This window comes from Fibrella aquatica, assembly GCF_041321135.1.
Classification (GTDB): Bacteria; Bacteroidota; Bacteroidia; order Cytophagales; family Spirosomataceae; genus Fibrella; species Fibrella aquatica.
The window spans coordinates 65,251-80,651 of sequence record NZ_JBGGWF010000002.1; the positions used below are offsets into that span (position 1 = coordinate 65,251).

The window sequence follows — 15,401 nt, forward strand, 5'->3', positions numbered from 1 at the left end:
GCTAGTCGGCCAGGTATTGTTTCAGGTAATTGCGCGCGGTCAGAATGGCCGTGTGTACGTCTTCGGCCGATCCTTCAAAGGCTTTATCTTCTACTTCAATGCATACAGGTCCGCGGTAACGTACGTCGGTCAGCGCGGCAAAAAAAGCATTCCAGCGTACGTCGCCGAGGCCGGGTAACTTGGGCGAATGATACGTCAGCGGATTCGCCATAATGCCAAACCGGTCGAGGCGATCCCGGTACAGCTTTACGTCTTTTAGGTGAATGTGGTGCAGGCGATCCCTATACTCGTAAATCGGTCGTACTTCGTCCATCATTTGCCAGATCAGGTGACTGGGGTCGTAATTCAGTCCAAGCGCCCGCGAAGGGATCAGCTCGAAAAGCCGATCCCAGATAGCGGGGGTAGTGGCTATGTTTTTGCCACCCGGCCATTCGTCGTCGCTGAACCACATCGGGCAGTTTTCAATGCCGATCTTGACATTATACTCTTCGGCAACCTTTACCAGGGCGGGCCAGTGTTGGGCCACCAGTTTCAGGTTATCGGTCACGTTCAGCGCCGTATTTCGGCCAATAAACGTGTTCACCACAGGTACGTTCAGCTTAGCCGCCGCCCGAATGATCTTCTTGATGTGTTCCCGATAAAATTCGGCTTGTTCGTCATTGGCGTCCAGCGGATTAGGGTAGTACCCGAGTCCGGAAATAAATACGCCGTATTGTTGGCACAACGTCTGGATATAATCCACATCGAGATCATCTACGTCTATGTGTGTAACACCGGCATAGCGTCGGGCGTCGGCGTTCTGGGCGGGCCAGCACATGACTTCAACGCATTTAAATCCGTGTGTCGACGCAAATTTCAGGGTTGAGTTTAGATCATAATCAGCCAGAATGGCGGATACAAAACCGAGTTGTAGCATGAGGCGAGTTGCTAGGAGTGAAAGCGCGATTGCTGTGAAAAAAGCGACACCAGGGCGTTGATTTACTCAATCAGTGGTTCCTGCCAGATCGGCCGCAATGGCCGAGGCTTCGATCAGCTTCCGCACTTTTGGTGAATAGTCTGGTTCGTCGCCCCGTAGTCGCAGAATTGATAACTCTTTCATTTTCGATTCAAACACAATGTCGAGTTCGCGGTCATATGTATTAGCGGCGGTATACAGCCAATCGGCATGGGCCTCCTTACGTGCTTTCGGATCTTCGTAATGCCGACGTGAATCGGAATAGTGGAAAACCGGACGAACATTCCAGGTATCGTAGGCCATATGAAAGGCCTCTTCCTGCGTTTGCTCATCGGGGTGTAGCGCGTGGTGGAAATAATCGAAAACGATAGGTGTTCCGATCTGTTCGTGTAAAAACAGCAAATCTTTTACTGAATACAGCGTAATCCGATCGTCATTTTCAACGGTGAGGCGGGCCCGGAGATTCGCCGACAGTCGCGTGTTGAAATGATGGGCAAAACGAAGTAGTGTAGCCGTTTTGTCGCCATATGTACCTCCGGCGTGAATGTTTATTTTGTTCCAATGCGAAGGCATAAGCCCCATTATGTCAAACACCTCTGATTGATATTCCAGATCAGTAACGGTGTTGTCGAGGGTCTTACCTTGTCCGGCCAGGTGGTTGAACGGGCCGGGATGAAAAGTAAGCCTGATAGGTCTGGCACCAATTTCTTCCAGAACGGCACGAATCTCGGTGAAGTCGGGAAGTTGCGGGAGTCGGTATTCAGAGGCCCAGGGGAATAGATCTGACGACATACGAAAGAGGCGAAAACCGTGCGCCAGATTCCAGTCGACGATCTTCAGTAGGTCTTGCACATTTTGCAGAGCGAGCTGCGAGGCATACTGAATTCCTTTTTCGGTGAATGTTTTTTTAATCATTCCCCGGTTTGTCATCACTTTATCTTCAGCCTGTAGGGTCAGGTTAATGCAGGCGTAACCAATATTTGACGGTGCTGTATTCATGGTAATACAACCCGATTAGCTTGGTTGGGTTTGGATTGTTGGGTTCAAAGTTTAACGTCCAATGTCTAAAGTTGCTCCTCTGGCTCACCAAACGTTGGCAGGCGGAGCAACTTTAGACATTGGACGTTAGACTTTGAACCTTAAACTTTAGACTTTGAGCTTAGTTAATGCTTACCAACTCCAACTCGAAGGTCAGATCCTGACCGGCGAGGGGGTGGTTGGCATCCAGGGTAACTGAATCGTCGCTGAGGGCGCGAACTATAACCGGTACTGGTTGCGGATTACCGTCTTCGTGCATGTTCAATGTCATACCCACTTCCAGTGGAATTTCGTCGGGAATGTCACTGCGGTTCAGCGTGAATACCATCGTTTCGTTAGCCGGGCCATAGGCCTCCTCATGCGGAATATTGATGGTTTTGTGATCGCCCACAGCCATGCCCGTAATGCCGTCGTCGAAGCCTTTGATGACTTGACCACTACCGAGCGTGAATTCTAAAGGCGAGCGGCCCTGCGATGAGTCGAACAGGGTGCCATCGGTTAACGTACCGGTATAATGTACCTGAACGGTATCCCCAGCTTGTGCCTGTGCCATAACTTTTTGTCGTTTTTGTTGAGCCGTAAAGGTAAGCAACCACCGCTGAACGGGAGGGCAACAGGCTCATTTTATAGGCTGATAAATTAATCAGTAATCGAACCATTGGCCTACCATCTGGCTTCGGCTCTGGCTTTCGAGTTTCTGCTCCAGTTCATCGGGGATTTTGGCGAAAAAATCGAGACCGGTGGCTTTTTCAATAACGTCGACCGGTACAACGAAGGCTTTCAGCGACTCGCTGGCGGGTTCGTTTTTAAGCAGAAAACCAATCATCCGAATATCGGGCGATGCTCCTTTTTTGCAATACAGAATGACCTTGTAAAATGAGTCTGGAATAGCAACTTCGTTGGTTTTGCCAATGGTGGGGAGCCCGTTTCTGAGTACCGGCCCAGTGACAATATAAAGCCCGCCGTCGCGAAGAGCCCAGGCTCTAACCTGCTCTTCCAGTGATTTCCAGATACCCCGGTTAAACTGTGGTGCCTGCGGCGAAATATTGCTCATGAAGAACGATTGCTTCGTCAGTTGCTGCGAAAATTTAAAGTCACCCGCGGGTGCCAGGTGGCCCCGGTCATAACCTGATTTGGTATAATCGGTGGGTAGGGCGGTACCACCGTCTACGCTGGGATCGGGCATGAATCGTTCAGTATCGCGATCGGCATCGCCCGTGATTTCGTAGGCCAACAGCGGGTAAGCTACCCAAAGCGCATTTTTCAGATCGGTATCGTATCGCAATGTGTACCCATCATGCCGAACCAGTTCGTGCTGGGTACGTCCGCTGGGCAGAATGAAGTCGGGTTGTTTTTCAAAATCGAACAGTTTGCCGGAGGTACGTTGCTCTGAACTGCGCGAAGAAGATTCCTTGCCCTCAGAACTGGCTGTGTTATCGGCCGAGGCTTCACGCTCGTCATTTTGCTGATCGTTCGTTCGGTCTTCGGTAACCTCATCTTCCGAAGCTTCAGACTGGCCTGGTTCGGGGGCTTTATACGGGTTTACGCCGGTCCGGTCGCGGGTTGAGCGGCCAATGCCAAGCAGACTGCGAACATCGTTCCAGAACGCTACAACAGGTTCGGTTCGGCCTTTATAATGCAAAAAAAGCCCGACCATAAAAAAGCCGAATAGCAGAATCAGGGTGTTGCCCCGGAGCCGAAAACCCCGGCGGGTATAGCGTCGAGTAGCGCGAAATTTAGGTTTAAAGAACATAGGGCAAAGCTACGGGAAGGAAGTTTAGGGTTTGTCGTTTGGGGTTTGATGTTGCTTCGCTTATTTGGAAATGGTTTGATAAGCGGAGCAACATCAAACCCCAAACGACAAACCCTAAACTCTGCTTATCGATTACGAAACCCAAAACCTGTATCTGTCTGTTGGTTTGGTATGTCTTCGCGTCAATTAGCTATTATCGGGGGAGGGGCTGCCGGGTTCTTCGGAGCCATTGCGGCGGCCGAGGCCGATCCTACTGCCACTGTCACCATCTACGAGAAAGGTCGTCAGGTACTTCAAAAGGTGCGTGTTTCGGGCGGCGGACGGTGTAATGTCACCCACGCCTGTTTCGACCATAAAAAATTAGTAACCCACTACCCACGTGGCGACCGTTGGCTGCGCCCGCTGCTGACCCAGTTCGATGCCGCTGGTACGGTGCGCTGGTTTGAGAATCGGGGTGTTGCCCTAAAAACGGAAGCAGACGGCCGTATGTTTCCCACCACCGATTCGTCGGCAACTATTATCGAGTGTTTGTTGGGGACAGCCCGAAAATTAGGTATTCAGATACAAACCAGTTGCGGGATCGAACGCCTCGAACCGCAGGAATCGGGTGGTTACACGCTGCATCTGTACACCGGCGAACAGGTACATGCTGACCGCGTGCTGGTGGCTACTGGCGGCTATCCGCAGGCACCTTCCTATGGTTGGATACCCGACCAGAATGAGCCGTTGCAATCGCCGGTGCCCTCTCTGTTTACCTTCAACACGCCAGGCAATCCGTTACTATCGCTCGCGGGGGTATCAGTTCCTGTGGCGCGGGTGCAGGTGGTGGGTACAAAACAGCAACAAAGTGGCCCGTTGCTCATCACACACTGGGGTTTTAGTGGTCCGGCTGTGCTGAAGCTTTCGGCCTGGGCGGCCCGTGATCTGGCCAACTGTGATTACCGCTTCACGCTACGTATTAACTGGTTGCCCTATAAAAATGAAGATCAGCTACGCGAGGCAATGAATACATTCCGCCAACAACATCCTAAAAAGCAGGTAACGTCGCAGAATCCGTGTGGTTTACCGGCCCGACTTTGGGAAGCGTTTTGTGTAGAAGCTGGTGTTGCGGACGGAGTTCGCTGGGCCGATTTGCCCGGTAAAGTACAAAACCGTCTGATTGAACGAATCGGAAACAGTCAGTTTGCTGTGGTGGGAAAGAGTACGTTCAAGGATGAGTTTGTAACCTGCGGTGGTATCTCACTAGGGGCAATCGATGAGCAAACCCTGGAAAGTCGAGCGCACCCCGGATTGTTTTTTGCGGGTGAAGTACTCGACGTTGACGGCGTTACGGGTGGGTTTAATTTTCAGAATGCCTGGACAACCGGGTACGTTGCCGGCAAAAACCTGGGCAATCTGCCCTGATCAAATGACTGTAAGTACTAACAATTCAATGGTACGCGGATTTTATGGATTTTAGCTCTAGTTACCAGAGTTGGATTTACACGGATTTCTGGCTGACGCATGAGGAACCACAAATGGTACGCGGATTTAAGGGATTTTATTTTGAGATGAAAGAGAACGATTTACACGGATTTCTGGCTGAAACACACGAGCAAGCCAATCCGCGTAATACATCTCACATGGATTTCTGGCTAAGGCACGAGTAAGCAAATTCGTGTAAATCCAACTCTGGTAACTAAAGCTAAAATCCATAAAAATCCGCGTACCAAGCCGTCAATAGGCCACAATAACCAGCCCTGGCTCCAGATGCAGGCAATGGAGCGACAGAGTTTCGTCGTGACCCGGCAACCGGACGTGGCCAGTCAGGTACGTTGCTCCTGATGGGAAAGGGTCAACCAGCAGGTGTTCGCGGAAAGTGAGTTGCCGTTTGCCATAGAGTTTGTAAAGTGCTTCTTTGGCACACCAGTACACCGCCAACCGGTCGGGTTGCCCGTTGGCATCGGCTATTTCTGAGGCCGACAACACACGGGGTACAACCCGGGTAAACTGGTCGCGGATGGGTTCCACATCGAGGCCAACGGGCCGGGTTTGGTGCCAGACGGCCGTGGCCCAACCGGGGGTATGTGATAGCGAAATATGACCGGTCAAACCGCGTAAATGCGGTTTTCCGAATTGGTCTTTCCACAAACCGGCATACCTACAGCCTCCCGCTTCTACCATAGTTTTTAAGGCCACCCGGCAGGCTAGCCATTCTACCCGCTGCCCAGGATGAGCAATTCCATCCAGGTCAATCTGTTCGTCGCTGGTCAGAACAAGCTGGCTGGTGAGGTCAGCTTCCGCTTCTGTGATCTGCCAGCGAATCAACGTGCAGTCGGCGGTAATGGCGTGGGTAGATACCTGAGGCATGGGTTGGATATTAACCCGATAATGTCCGGTAAGGGGCATTATCGGTCAACGAGCAATTACTTTTGTACGAATAAGTCAGCAACATGATCAAACCTACCCCTCTCCAGATTCAACGGCTCGACACTTTCGGGGGGCACCGCGATAGTGTCTTTGCGCTCACTTCGTCGTTGCAGGCCGGCCACTTTTTCTCTGCCGGTGCTGATGGTCAGGTAGCCGATTGGGATGTTGCCCGCCCTGATCTGGGCGCGTTAGTGGCTACTATTCCGGCATCGGTATACGCACTGGCTGTCGATCGGCAAACGGGTGTGTTGTGGGTGGGGCAAAACTACGAAGGGATTCAGTTTATCGACCCTATTCAGAAAACAGCGCTGGGGTCGCTGCAACTAACGTCGGTGACCATCTTTGATATTCAGATCTATCAGCAGACAGCCTTCATTGCCTTGGGGGATGGCGTGGTTATTGTTATTGACGTTCCCACTCGGGCGATTCGCAAGCACCTCAAAGCATCGTCACAGTCGGCACGTTGCGTGGCCATTAACCCGGTTGAACGGGAAGTGGCCGTGGGGTACAGCGATAACCACATCCGCATATTCGACCTGAACACACTGTTGCTGAAGCGAACATTGACCGGGCCTACCAACTCGGTATTCACGGTTGCGTATTCCCCTGATTTTCGGCTTTTGCTGGCGGGGGGACGTGATGCGCACCTGCGTTCGTGGGATGTAGAGCATGACTACCAGCCCGAATCTGACGTTGTGGCGCATCTGTATGCCCTCAACCATATGGCATATAGCCCCGACGGTCGTTGGCTGGCCACCGTAAGTATGGATAAGACCATCAAAATTTGGGATGCCGACACGCTACGGCTTCGGAAAGTGATTGACCGGGCCCGACATGGTGGTCATAGCACCTCGATTAACAAGGTGTTATGGCTCTCAGGCACGACCTTTGCATCGGCAAGTGACGATAGAACTGTTGCCGTTTGGGAGGTTATCAGCTAACAAATTGTATTTAGACGACAATTTTGTGAGAAAAATTGCTGTAATTTCCCATAAATCGACGTTAAGAGAGCCTCCTGACGACAAGATTCTTCCCGTAGGAAATATACCATACGCATGAAAATTACACCAATTGAAATTCGCCAGCACACGTTTGAAAAAAGTTTGCGTGGCTACAAAGTCGATGATGTCGACGCATTTTTGTCTTCGCTATCGCAGGAATGGGAGCGTGTAGTTGGCGACAGCAAGATGCTGAAAATGCAACTTGAACTGGCTGAGAAAGAGTTAAACAAGCTCAAAGAAATTGAGTTGACGCTGTTTCGTACGCTCAAAAATGCCGAAGACAGTAGCTCACAAATTGCGGAACAGGCCAATCGGCAGGCTGAGCAATATATTGCCGAAATGCGTCAGAAAGCGGATGAGCAACTTGTTACAGCCAAGAAAAAATCGGCTGTGATGATTCAGGACGCCGAAAACCAGGCTCGGTATGTACGCGAAAATTTATCCGTTGAATTGAAATCGTTGGAGCAGGACTTTAAAGCGATGGAGCGCTATAAAGACAATCTGATGGTACAAATCCGGGCGTTGGCCACCAACGCGATGGAAAGCGTAGACCGGTTTGAGAAAAAATTTGCCCGTCAATCGGCCAAGCAAAAGTTCGATGAAGTGGCTAACGAGCACGTACAGGAAGAGATACCTGCGCTGAATACCACCGCATCCTTGGAGGAAGAACCGAAGCCGGCCGAAGCTGAACCACAGGCGGCCGAAGAAGTAAATACCTCTACTAACGAACCCTCGGAAAGTGAATTAACCCCCGTGGCTAATGTGCCTACCGATTTGCCGGCAGATGCTGAAGTGCCCGACGATCTGCCCACTAATGTGCAATCAACAGATGAACCAAACCCGTTGGCAGGGGCCGATGCATCGGCTCAGTACACGGGTGATGCTACGTCAACCGAGCCTCAGGTGAATCAGAATGAAGAAGCGACTGAGAAAAAAGGCGGTTCTTTTTTCGACCAGATTTAAGCAGGTGGTCATTCGCACAAGTACGTAAACAACTACTATTTTGGGGACAATTGCCTTAGAAGGCCTTGAGTTTTTTGCTTACCACGGATTTTACGACGAGGAGCAGAAAATAGGGAATAAGTATGCTGTAGACATAACGGTTTTTGCCGATTTCTCGGAAGCGGCTCGCCGTGACCGGCTTAGTGCCACCGTCAACTACGAAGCGCTTTATCAGATCACGGCGGCCGTTATGAAACGTCCCGCCCGTTTACTGGAGCACATCGCCCATAACCTGATTGCCGACATTAAGGAACAGTTTCCGGCCGTGGAAAGTGTAGAGGTGAGTGTGTCTAAGTTTAATCCGCCCATTGGAGGGGTGTGTCACAGAGCCCGAATTACGCTTAGGGAATAAAGAATCTGTCGGGCTAACTGGCAGATTCTTCAATAAAAAAACGCTTACAAATATGTCTGCTTGGCAACGTGCTAAGCTTGTTTCTGCTGAAAAGCCCGAGCCTGATCACGGGCACGCTTTAGGCGCATTTTCATGGCACTAACGCTAACACGGGCTTCGTCGGCCAGCGTATTTACATCTTTATTGGCGAGATACCGTCGACGGAGCAATTGTTGGTCTTGAACAGAGAGCTGGTTGAGCGTTCGCTCAGCCTGAAACCAGCGTTCATCCAGGGTGGGCTCTTCAATCTGTACCGATCCAAAAGGGGTATCTCCGAGTGAATCGAGCGATACAAACGTTCGCTTCTTCAGGGTATCGAGTACTGAGAGGCAATGGTAACGGGTTAGTACAAAAAGCCATGTCGAAAACCTGGCTTCTGCCCGAAAGGTGCTCAAGCGAGTATATACTTTGCAGAAAATTTCCTGGGTTTGATCTTGCGCCTCTTCTGGATTGTGGAGAAGGTGCAGGCAAGATTGATATACTTTCTGGTGGTAACGGTTATAAATCTCGGTGAAGAGGTGTTCTTCTCCGCTCTTTAAGTAGGCTTCTATAATTGCCTCATCAGCATAAACTTGTGTCATAACGGACAATCAACACCCATGTATTGCCATGGGTACGTGGTCAGATTGATAATGTAGGTTCACCCACCGATGAGGCTGTAAATCGATATGATAACCTGTCTTTTCTGTCAGTTACCCTATAGATTTATCGGAAGTAATTATCATACGTTACTTTGTCTAAATTAGATTCCATGTATCTACATTAATTACAGGTTATTATTTTATTTTTTCATAAACATCTGTTAACTAGTACTTTATGATTAGACATTTTTTATACTTTAATATCGTATTAATCGTTGTCGATTAGCCTACGATGAAGTAGGGAGGACTATTGCCATGCTTCGCGTAGAAACCGCAGGGCATTCTGATGGAAGATATCGTCGATATCGTTTTGGCTGTAGCCTCGGTTGAGCAGCAAACCAGCCAGTTTTTGCATATCAGCAATAGTGTCCAGATCAGCGGGCGATTGTTCGAGACCGTAAGTTCCGTCCAGATCGGACCCGATGGCACAGTGTTTTACTGAACCGGTTAGCTGGCAAATGTGATCGAAATGATCGATTACCGTTTCGAGGGTGACGCCGAAGGTATGCGACTGAAAAGGTACCCGTTGGGTAAGGCCGGGTTTAAGCATCCACGCATCCAGACAGCTACCGATAATAGCACCCCGTTCGGCCAGGCGAAGTATCTGTTCGTCGGTGAGTTGACGCTGATGGGGAACAAGCGCCCGGCAGTTATGGTGGCTGGCCCAGATTGACCCTTTATAAAGTGCAAGGGCTTGGTCGAATCCTTCGTCGGTGAGGTGAGTAACGTCTAGAATCATACCCAGGGCATCCATTTCGCGGAGCAGATCGAGTCCCAAGGGTGTGAGTGGGCCACTAAGCCCAGTGCCGGGGGCGTAACGCCCGGTGCTATAGTGAGCTGGTCCAAGAGCACGAAGCCCATACGCATACGCTTTTTCCAGGTACGTTAGCCTGACCAGCGAATCGGCCCCTTCCAGACTTAGTATATACCCCACCGGCTTCTGATTGGTCGGAATAGTTGTATCCAGCCAAAGCGTCATGTGTTCGTCGAGTTGTTGTCGGTTCGTGATTTGGCGCATCCAGCCATCGTCTTCCATGGCCTGATACCAGGCTATTTGTGCCTGTGTCATGGCCCATGCCTGATGGGGCGAATTCCAGCCCGCACCGGGTAAGCCGGTGTTAGTTTCGGCATAGCGGGCAATCTGCGTGGCTACAACCAACCCCACCTGACCTCTTTGCAAATCGGGTAACGACACCACGCCCCGGCTCCGGTCGGGCTTATCGGTCATACCGGCCTCAGAACGACGAATGGTAGGTACGTCGTGCCGATAATCGCGGTTCCATTCAAGGGCGTTCAGCGCCAGATCAAGGTGCATATCGAAAGTGAACATAGGGTGGTGAAAATTCGTCAGTTTTAACAGAAAGAAGGTTTTTAACTATATAATAAACGCTGATAAAGAAGTAAAGATGGTATTTAGGACTTTATTTCTTTACTGTTAAATAGGTAAGTGTACTTTTACGCATAGTTTAATTCTAAGCTTTTGAATAAGGGAATTCTTTAATGAATTAACAGTTTCTTCGCCGCTTGCGCTACGCTCTGGCAAGAGGCTTTTTTTAAATCGGTACGAACGTAACCATTAATCGATGCTTACTCATTGACTATCCAACTCCCCCCCCCTGTACTTTCATGCACGACTCATTATCGTTAACTAATGTTAAAATTGGCGTTGTTGGCCTTGGCTATGTAGGCTTACCGCTGGCCGTTGAGTTCAGTAAGCGATACTCAGTTGTGGGCTTTGATATAAACCAGGAGCGAGTAACCCAGCTGACCAACTTCATAGATATAACGCTGGAAATCACGACTGAGGCACTGATAGCATCCGCCGATAGCCTTACTTTCACGCATCGAGCCCAACATATGGCGAGTTGTACGGTATTCATCATTACCGTCCCTACACCTATTGACTCCTTCAAAAAACCCGATTTAAGCCATCTGCTGAAAGCTTCGGCCACGATTGGTAAGCTACTAAAGAAAGACGATCTGGTAATTTATGAATCAACGGTTTACCCTGGCTGTACCGAAGAAGATTGCGTACCCATATTGAGTAAATACAGTGCTCTTACCTACAACGTTGATTTTTTCTGTGGGTACTCCCCCGAGCGTATCAACCCCGGCGATAAGGAACGGACATTAACCAATATCATCAAAATTACTTCGGGATCTACCCCACAAACAGCCAGTTTTGTCGATCAGCTGTACCGCTCTATCATCAAGGTTGGTACCCATCGTGCCCCGTCAATCAAAGTAGCTGAAGCTGCCAAAGCGATCGAAAATGCGCAAAGGGATATCAATATATCCTTCGTAAACGAGCTGGCATTGATCTTCGATCTGATGGAAATTGACACGAAAGATGTACTCGACGCGGCGGGGACAAAGTGGAACTTCCTGAAATTTAAACCCGGACTAGTGGGTGGGCATTGCATTGGTGTAGATCCTTATTACCTCGTTTATAAAGCGCAAAGCCTTGGTTATCAGCCACAAGTTATCTCGTCAGGCCGATTAGTCAATGATGGTATGGGACAGTTTGTAGCTAAAAAAATCTTAAAACGGCTCATTGCCAATGGCTTGTTGATTCAAACCTGTACCATCTTAATCTTGGGACTGACTTTTAAAGAAAACTGTCCCGATATTCGCAACACAAAGGTTGTCGACATTTATCATGAACTGGAAGATTTCGGCCTGCATGTAGATGTATATGATCCTTGGGCGTCGCAAGAAGAGGTAATGGCTGAGTATGGTATTCGACTTGTGAATAAGCTGGCAAAGAAGGCCTACGATGGGATAATTATTGCCGTATCGCATAGGCAGTTTCTTAATGTGGATATCGGTCAGTTAAGGAAAGATGATTTGTCGATCGTGTTCGATATCAAATCGATTTTCAGTAAAGCACTGGTCGATATTCGATTGTAACGCCTACCATTCTATCCGGTTCGTGCTACATCTATCACTTTTAACTGTTTGCTTCGTACATGAATTCAAAAATCTCACTACAAGCTTGTAGTGAGATTTTTGAATTCATACAATCGAGGTTTTCGAAGGAAAAGTTGAGCATTTGTAGAACGAAACTGTGGTCCTGACGGGAATCGAACCCATATCTAACGTTTAGGAAACGTCTATTCTATCCGTTGAACTACGGGACCAAAAAGAGACCGGTCCGTGGGCGCGGCAAGCGCTTGCGGACCGGTAGAACTGCAAAAATCGTTAAAAAAGATCAATTGCCCAATTCGGTGGGTATTTCTTCGGGAGTTTGATCACCGCCAAGGGTAGCCGATTCAATGAGCGGAACGTCGAGCCAGTTGGGGTAAATCTGAAAATGACGCTGTTTTACCATGTCATAAAGTAACTCACGAAGCTCGTCTATATTCTCTTTGGTCTGTGCCGAAATGAATACGACCTGCTCTGCTTTGCGAGCCAGATAGGTTTGCTTCAGGTACGTTAGGGCTGTTTTCCGACGAGTAGACACCGGAATGACGTCTTCCGATTCGTCGCCGTAAATGGGTGCCCATTCTTCTTTGGGGACAAACGCATCCATCTTATTGAACACCAGCACGATCGGCTTGTCTGCGACGCCTAATTCTGCCATCGTGTTCGTCACTACCTCGATTTGCTCTTCAAATGACGGGTGCGATACGTCGACCACATGGAGCAAAATGTCGGCTTCGCGCACCTCGTCGAGGGTCGATTTGAACGATTCGATCAGCGAAGTAGGCAATTTGCGAATAAACCCAACAGTGTCGGTGAGCAGAAACGGGATATTGCCCAGAACAACCTTGCGTACGGTGGAATCAACAGTGGCGAAGAGTTTGTTTTCCGCGAACACATCGGTCTTGGCCACGGTCCGCATCAATGTTGATTTGCCCACGTTAGTGTACCCCACCAGCGCAACACGAACCAGGCGGTCGCGTTCTTTGCGACGGGTCATACTCTGCTTATCAATCTTATCCAGTTTTTCCTTCAGAAACACGATCCGGTCTTTCACGATCCGACGGTCAGTTTCGAGCTCTTTCTCCCCCGGACCACGCATACCAGCCCCGCCTTTCTGTGAGCTAAGGTGAGTCCACATGCGGGTAAGGCGTGGATAGAGATACTGATATTGAGCCAGTTCAACTTGTACACGTGATTGAGCTGTTTGTGCCCGCATCGAGAAGATATTCAGGATCAGTAGGCTCCGGTCGAGCACTTTCACGTCGGTGAATTCGGCTTCCAGGTTACGTACCTGAGCCGGAGACAGGTCATCATCGAAAATAACCGTGTCAACGGGCTCGGCCAGGATGAAGGTCTTTATCTCTTCCAGTTTGCCCTTGCCAACAAACGTCCTGGTGTCGGGACGTTCCAGTTTCTGGGTAAACGTTTTCTTGGTAACAATACCCGATGTCTCGGCCAGAAAAGCGAGTTCTTTGAGGTATTCTTTCGTCTGTAGAGCCGTTTGCTTTTGCGTGGCAACAGCCACCAAAACGGCGGTTTCAGGGTTTTTATGATTATCGATCATATGGAGTCGGGATTAGTCGGTTAGTAAATAACGATGCGAGTTAGTTTCGGGTTTCAAATTTTTGGTGGTCTGCCTGTTGCTACACCTGCATGAGACGCCAGCGGCCCCGCCGGAATGCCCAGACAGCCATCAACGCCAGTAATGATTCAGAAATAGCGACCGACCAAAATACGCCGGACGGTCCCCAATGTAACACCGTAGCAAGTACATAGGCGAGCGGAATTTCGACGAGCCAAAAGCAGACAATATTGATGAGCATGGGCGTGCGGGTATCGCCTGCTCCGTTCAACGCTTGCGTCAGCACCATGCCATAGGCCATGAACACGTACCCGATACAAAATACTCGTAAGCTCTCAACGCCAATCAGCAGCACCTGAATGTCACGGCTGAACAGACCAACGACGCTCTCGGCATTCAGATACAGCAACGCCCCGACCGGAGTGAGGAAAATGAGGTTGCAGAGTGCCGCCCGCCAGGCAGAGGTTTCGGCCCGGTCGGGTTGGCCCGCGCCCAGATTTTGCCCAACCAGCGTTGCGGCAGCATTGGCCATACCCCAGGAGGGTAAGATGGTGAATACGAAAATTCGGATGGCGATGGTATAACCGGCCACCACATCGCTGCCAAACGTGGAGACGATACGGGTCAGAAATAACCAACTGGCCGACGAGATCAGGAACTGTCCAGTTGCTCCTGCCGCCAAACTCAGTAACGTGCCGATGATGCCAAAATCAGGTCGAAGGGCGCGTATGTTGACTGAGATACGTCCGTTGCGGATAGTAAGCGCATACAATTGATACAATACCCCCATTGACCGACCGGCAGTGGTGGCTACCGCCGAACCCATGACCCCCATCGCGGGAATAGGTCCGAACCCAAAAATAAAGACCGGACACAGCACGATATTGATGCCGTTAGCAAGCCATAATGACCGCATAGCAATGGAGGCGTCTCCCGCACCGCGCAAGGCACCGCTCAAGGTGTGCAGGAGAATGATGGCCGGGGCCGACGCGAAAATGACGCGCGTATAGCCAACACCACTATCGATCAGGTGCTGATCGCCGCCCATCAGCGCAAGCATTTCGCGGGCAAACAACACGCCAGGTATGCCGAGCAGGAGCGCGAAAGCCAGCGAGATAAACAGCACCTGACCCACGGCCTGATTGGCTCCGCCTGTGTTCGATTCGCCGATACGCCGCGACACCAGTGCTGTGGCGGCCGTACTGAGGCCAATGGCAATGGAGTACACCAGGGTTAGCACTGACTCGGTGAGCCCTACGGTTGCTACGGCTTCAGTACTGATTCTGGCTACGAAGAATACGTCGACAATGGCAAATAACGATTCCATCACCATTTCCAGGATCATGGGAACGGATAGAAAGAAGATAGCCCGGTTAATGCTGCCGGACGTGAAATTGGTTTCTGAACCGCGCAACGCAGCCAGAAACAACCTGAAAAATCTGGACATGTGGAAGGAGAAGCCGTAGCCTGATGGGCCACCGATGAATAAAAGACCAGCGTAACTGGTCTGCCGCGTTGAAAACAGAAGAGCGAGGTTGCACTTGGGCAACTACATCTGGCAGAAAGGAAAGCCGGCGTGAGGCTTTAGCGTACGAGAATCATCGGCATTGGCAACCGCAGAACGCGGTTAAATTAGATAGCAAAATTACTGTAATAAGTTTAGAAAAGCCAAAAGCGGGTAAGTTAACGGTTAAAAGTAGGCTG

14 protein-coding genes and 1 tRNA gene are annotated in these 15,401 nt (G+C 50.0%); 5 read left to right on the plus strand and 10 right to left on the minus strand.

Annotated elements, in window-relative coordinates:
* Position 1 precedes the first annotated feature (1 nt).
* From ACAW87_RS04250 to ACAW87_RS04265, 4 genes are all read right to left on the minus strand, one after another.
* Entirely contained in the window at positions 2–916 is a 915-nt protein-coding gene (locus tag ACAW87_RS04250) for a sugar phosphate isomerase/epimerase family protein (protein ID WP_370721915.1), read from the minus strand.
* 66 nt (positions 917–982) lie between these two features.
* Positions 983–1,954 carry a UV DNA damage repair endonuclease UvsE gene (gene uvsE, locus ACAW87_RS04255; RefSeq protein WP_370721916.1) on the minus strand — a complete coding sequence of 324 codons (972 nt, stop codon included), beginning with the start codon at positions 1,952–1,954 and terminating at the stop codon, positions 983–985.
* Positions 1,955–2,114: 160 nt separating this feature from the next.
* Positions 2,115–2,546, minus strand: a complete 432-nt coding sequence (locus tag ACAW87_RS04260) for an FKBP-type peptidyl-prolyl cis-trans isomerase (RefSeq protein WP_370721917.1) — start codon at positions 2,544–2,546, stop codon at positions 2,115–2,117.
* 90 nt (positions 2,547–2,636) lie between these two features.
* Positions 2,637–3,746: a DNA/RNA non-specific endonuclease gene (locus ACAW87_RS04265; RefSeq protein WP_370721918.1), complete on the minus strand. Its 1,110-nt coding sequence runs from the start codon at positions 3,744–3,746 to the stop codon at positions 2,637–2,639.
* Positions 3,747–3,917: 171 nt separating this feature from the next.
* Here ACAW87_RS04265 and ACAW87_RS04270 point away from each other — a divergent pair, with 171 nt between their 5' ends.
* On the plus strand, positions 3,918–5,150 hold the full coding sequence (locus ACAW87_RS04270; protein WP_370721919.1) for a BaiN/RdsA family NAD(P)/FAD-dependent oxidoreductase: 1,233 nt from the start codon (positions 3,918–3,920) through the stop codon (positions 5,148–5,150).
* Between the two features lie 312 nt (positions 5,151–5,462).
* On the opposite strand, the gene ACAW87_RS04275 is transcribed toward ACAW87_RS04270, so the two are convergent.
* Positions 5,463–6,095: a 4'-phosphopantetheinyl transferase family protein gene (locus ACAW87_RS04275; protein ID WP_370721920.1), complete on the minus strand. Its 633-nt coding sequence runs from the start codon at positions 6,093–6,095 to the stop codon at positions 5,463–5,465.
* A gap of 83 nt (positions 6,096–6,178) precedes the next feature.
* Here ACAW87_RS04275 and ACAW87_RS04280 point away from each other — a divergent pair, with 83 nt between their 5' ends.
* The 3 genes from ACAW87_RS04280 (at position 6,179) to folB (ending at position 8,510) form a co-directional block, all read left to right on the plus strand.
* Positions 6,179–7,096: a WD40 repeat domain-containing protein gene (locus ACAW87_RS04280; RefSeq protein ID WP_370721921.1), complete on the plus strand. Its 918-nt coding sequence runs from the start codon at positions 6,179–6,181 to the stop codon at positions 7,094–7,096.
* A gap of 114 nt (positions 7,097–7,210) precedes the next feature.
* Positions 7,211–8,119: a DivIVA domain-containing protein gene (locus ACAW87_RS04285; RefSeq protein WP_370721922.1), complete on the plus strand. Its 909-nt coding sequence runs from the start codon at positions 7,211–7,213 to the stop codon at positions 8,117–8,119.
* 40 nt (positions 8,120–8,159) lie between these two features.
* Entirely contained in the window at positions 8,160–8,510 is a 351-nt protein-coding gene (gene folB, locus ACAW87_RS04290) for a dihydroneopterin aldolase (RefSeq protein WP_370721923.1), read from the plus strand.
* Positions 8,511–8,581: 71 nt separating this feature from the next.
* Here the strand turns inward: folB and ACAW87_RS04295 are convergent, their stop codons facing one another.
* Positions 8,582–9,130: an RNA polymerase sigma factor gene (locus ACAW87_RS04295; RefSeq protein WP_370721924.1), complete on the minus strand. Its 549-nt coding sequence runs from the start codon at positions 9,128–9,130 to the stop codon at positions 8,582–8,584.
* 307 nt (positions 9,131–9,437) lie between these two features.
* Complete coding sequence (locus tag ACAW87_RS04300; RefSeq protein WP_370721925.1) at positions 9,438–10,520, minus strand: dipeptidase; 1,083 nt, start codon at positions 10,518–10,520, stop codon at positions 9,438–9,440.
* A gap of 296 nt (positions 10,521–10,816) precedes the next feature.
* Here ACAW87_RS04300 and ACAW87_RS04305 point away from each other — a divergent pair, with 296 nt between their 5' ends.
* Positions 10,817–12,100, plus strand: a complete 1,284-nt coding sequence (locus tag ACAW87_RS04305; RefSeq protein ID WP_370721926.1) for a nucleotide sugar dehydrogenase — start codon at positions 10,817–10,819, stop codon at positions 12,098–12,100.
* A gap of 158 nt (positions 12,101–12,258) precedes the next feature.
* Here ACAW87_RS04305 and ACAW87_RS04310 read toward each other — a convergent pair.
* The 3 genes from ACAW87_RS04310 to ACAW87_RS04320 form a co-directional block, all read right to left on the minus strand.
* Positions 12,259–12,330 (minus strand) — tRNA-Arg (locus tag ACAW87_RS04310).
* Between the two features lie 71 nt (positions 12,331–12,401).
* A complete protein-coding gene (hflX, locus tag ACAW87_RS04315; RefSeq protein WP_370721927.1) occupies positions 12,402–13,679 on the minus strand; it encodes a GTPase HflX in 1,278 nt (425 codons plus the stop codon).
* A 79-nt stretch (positions 13,680–13,758) separates the two neighbouring features.
* The gene (locus tag ACAW87_RS04320) at positions 13,759–15,144 is read right to left on the minus strand and encodes an MATE family efflux transporter (RefSeq protein WP_370721928.1); all 1,386 of its coding nucleotides are present in this window, start codon (positions 15,142–15,144) and stop codon (positions 13,759–13,761) included.
* Positions 15,145–15,401 lie beyond the last annotated feature (257 nt).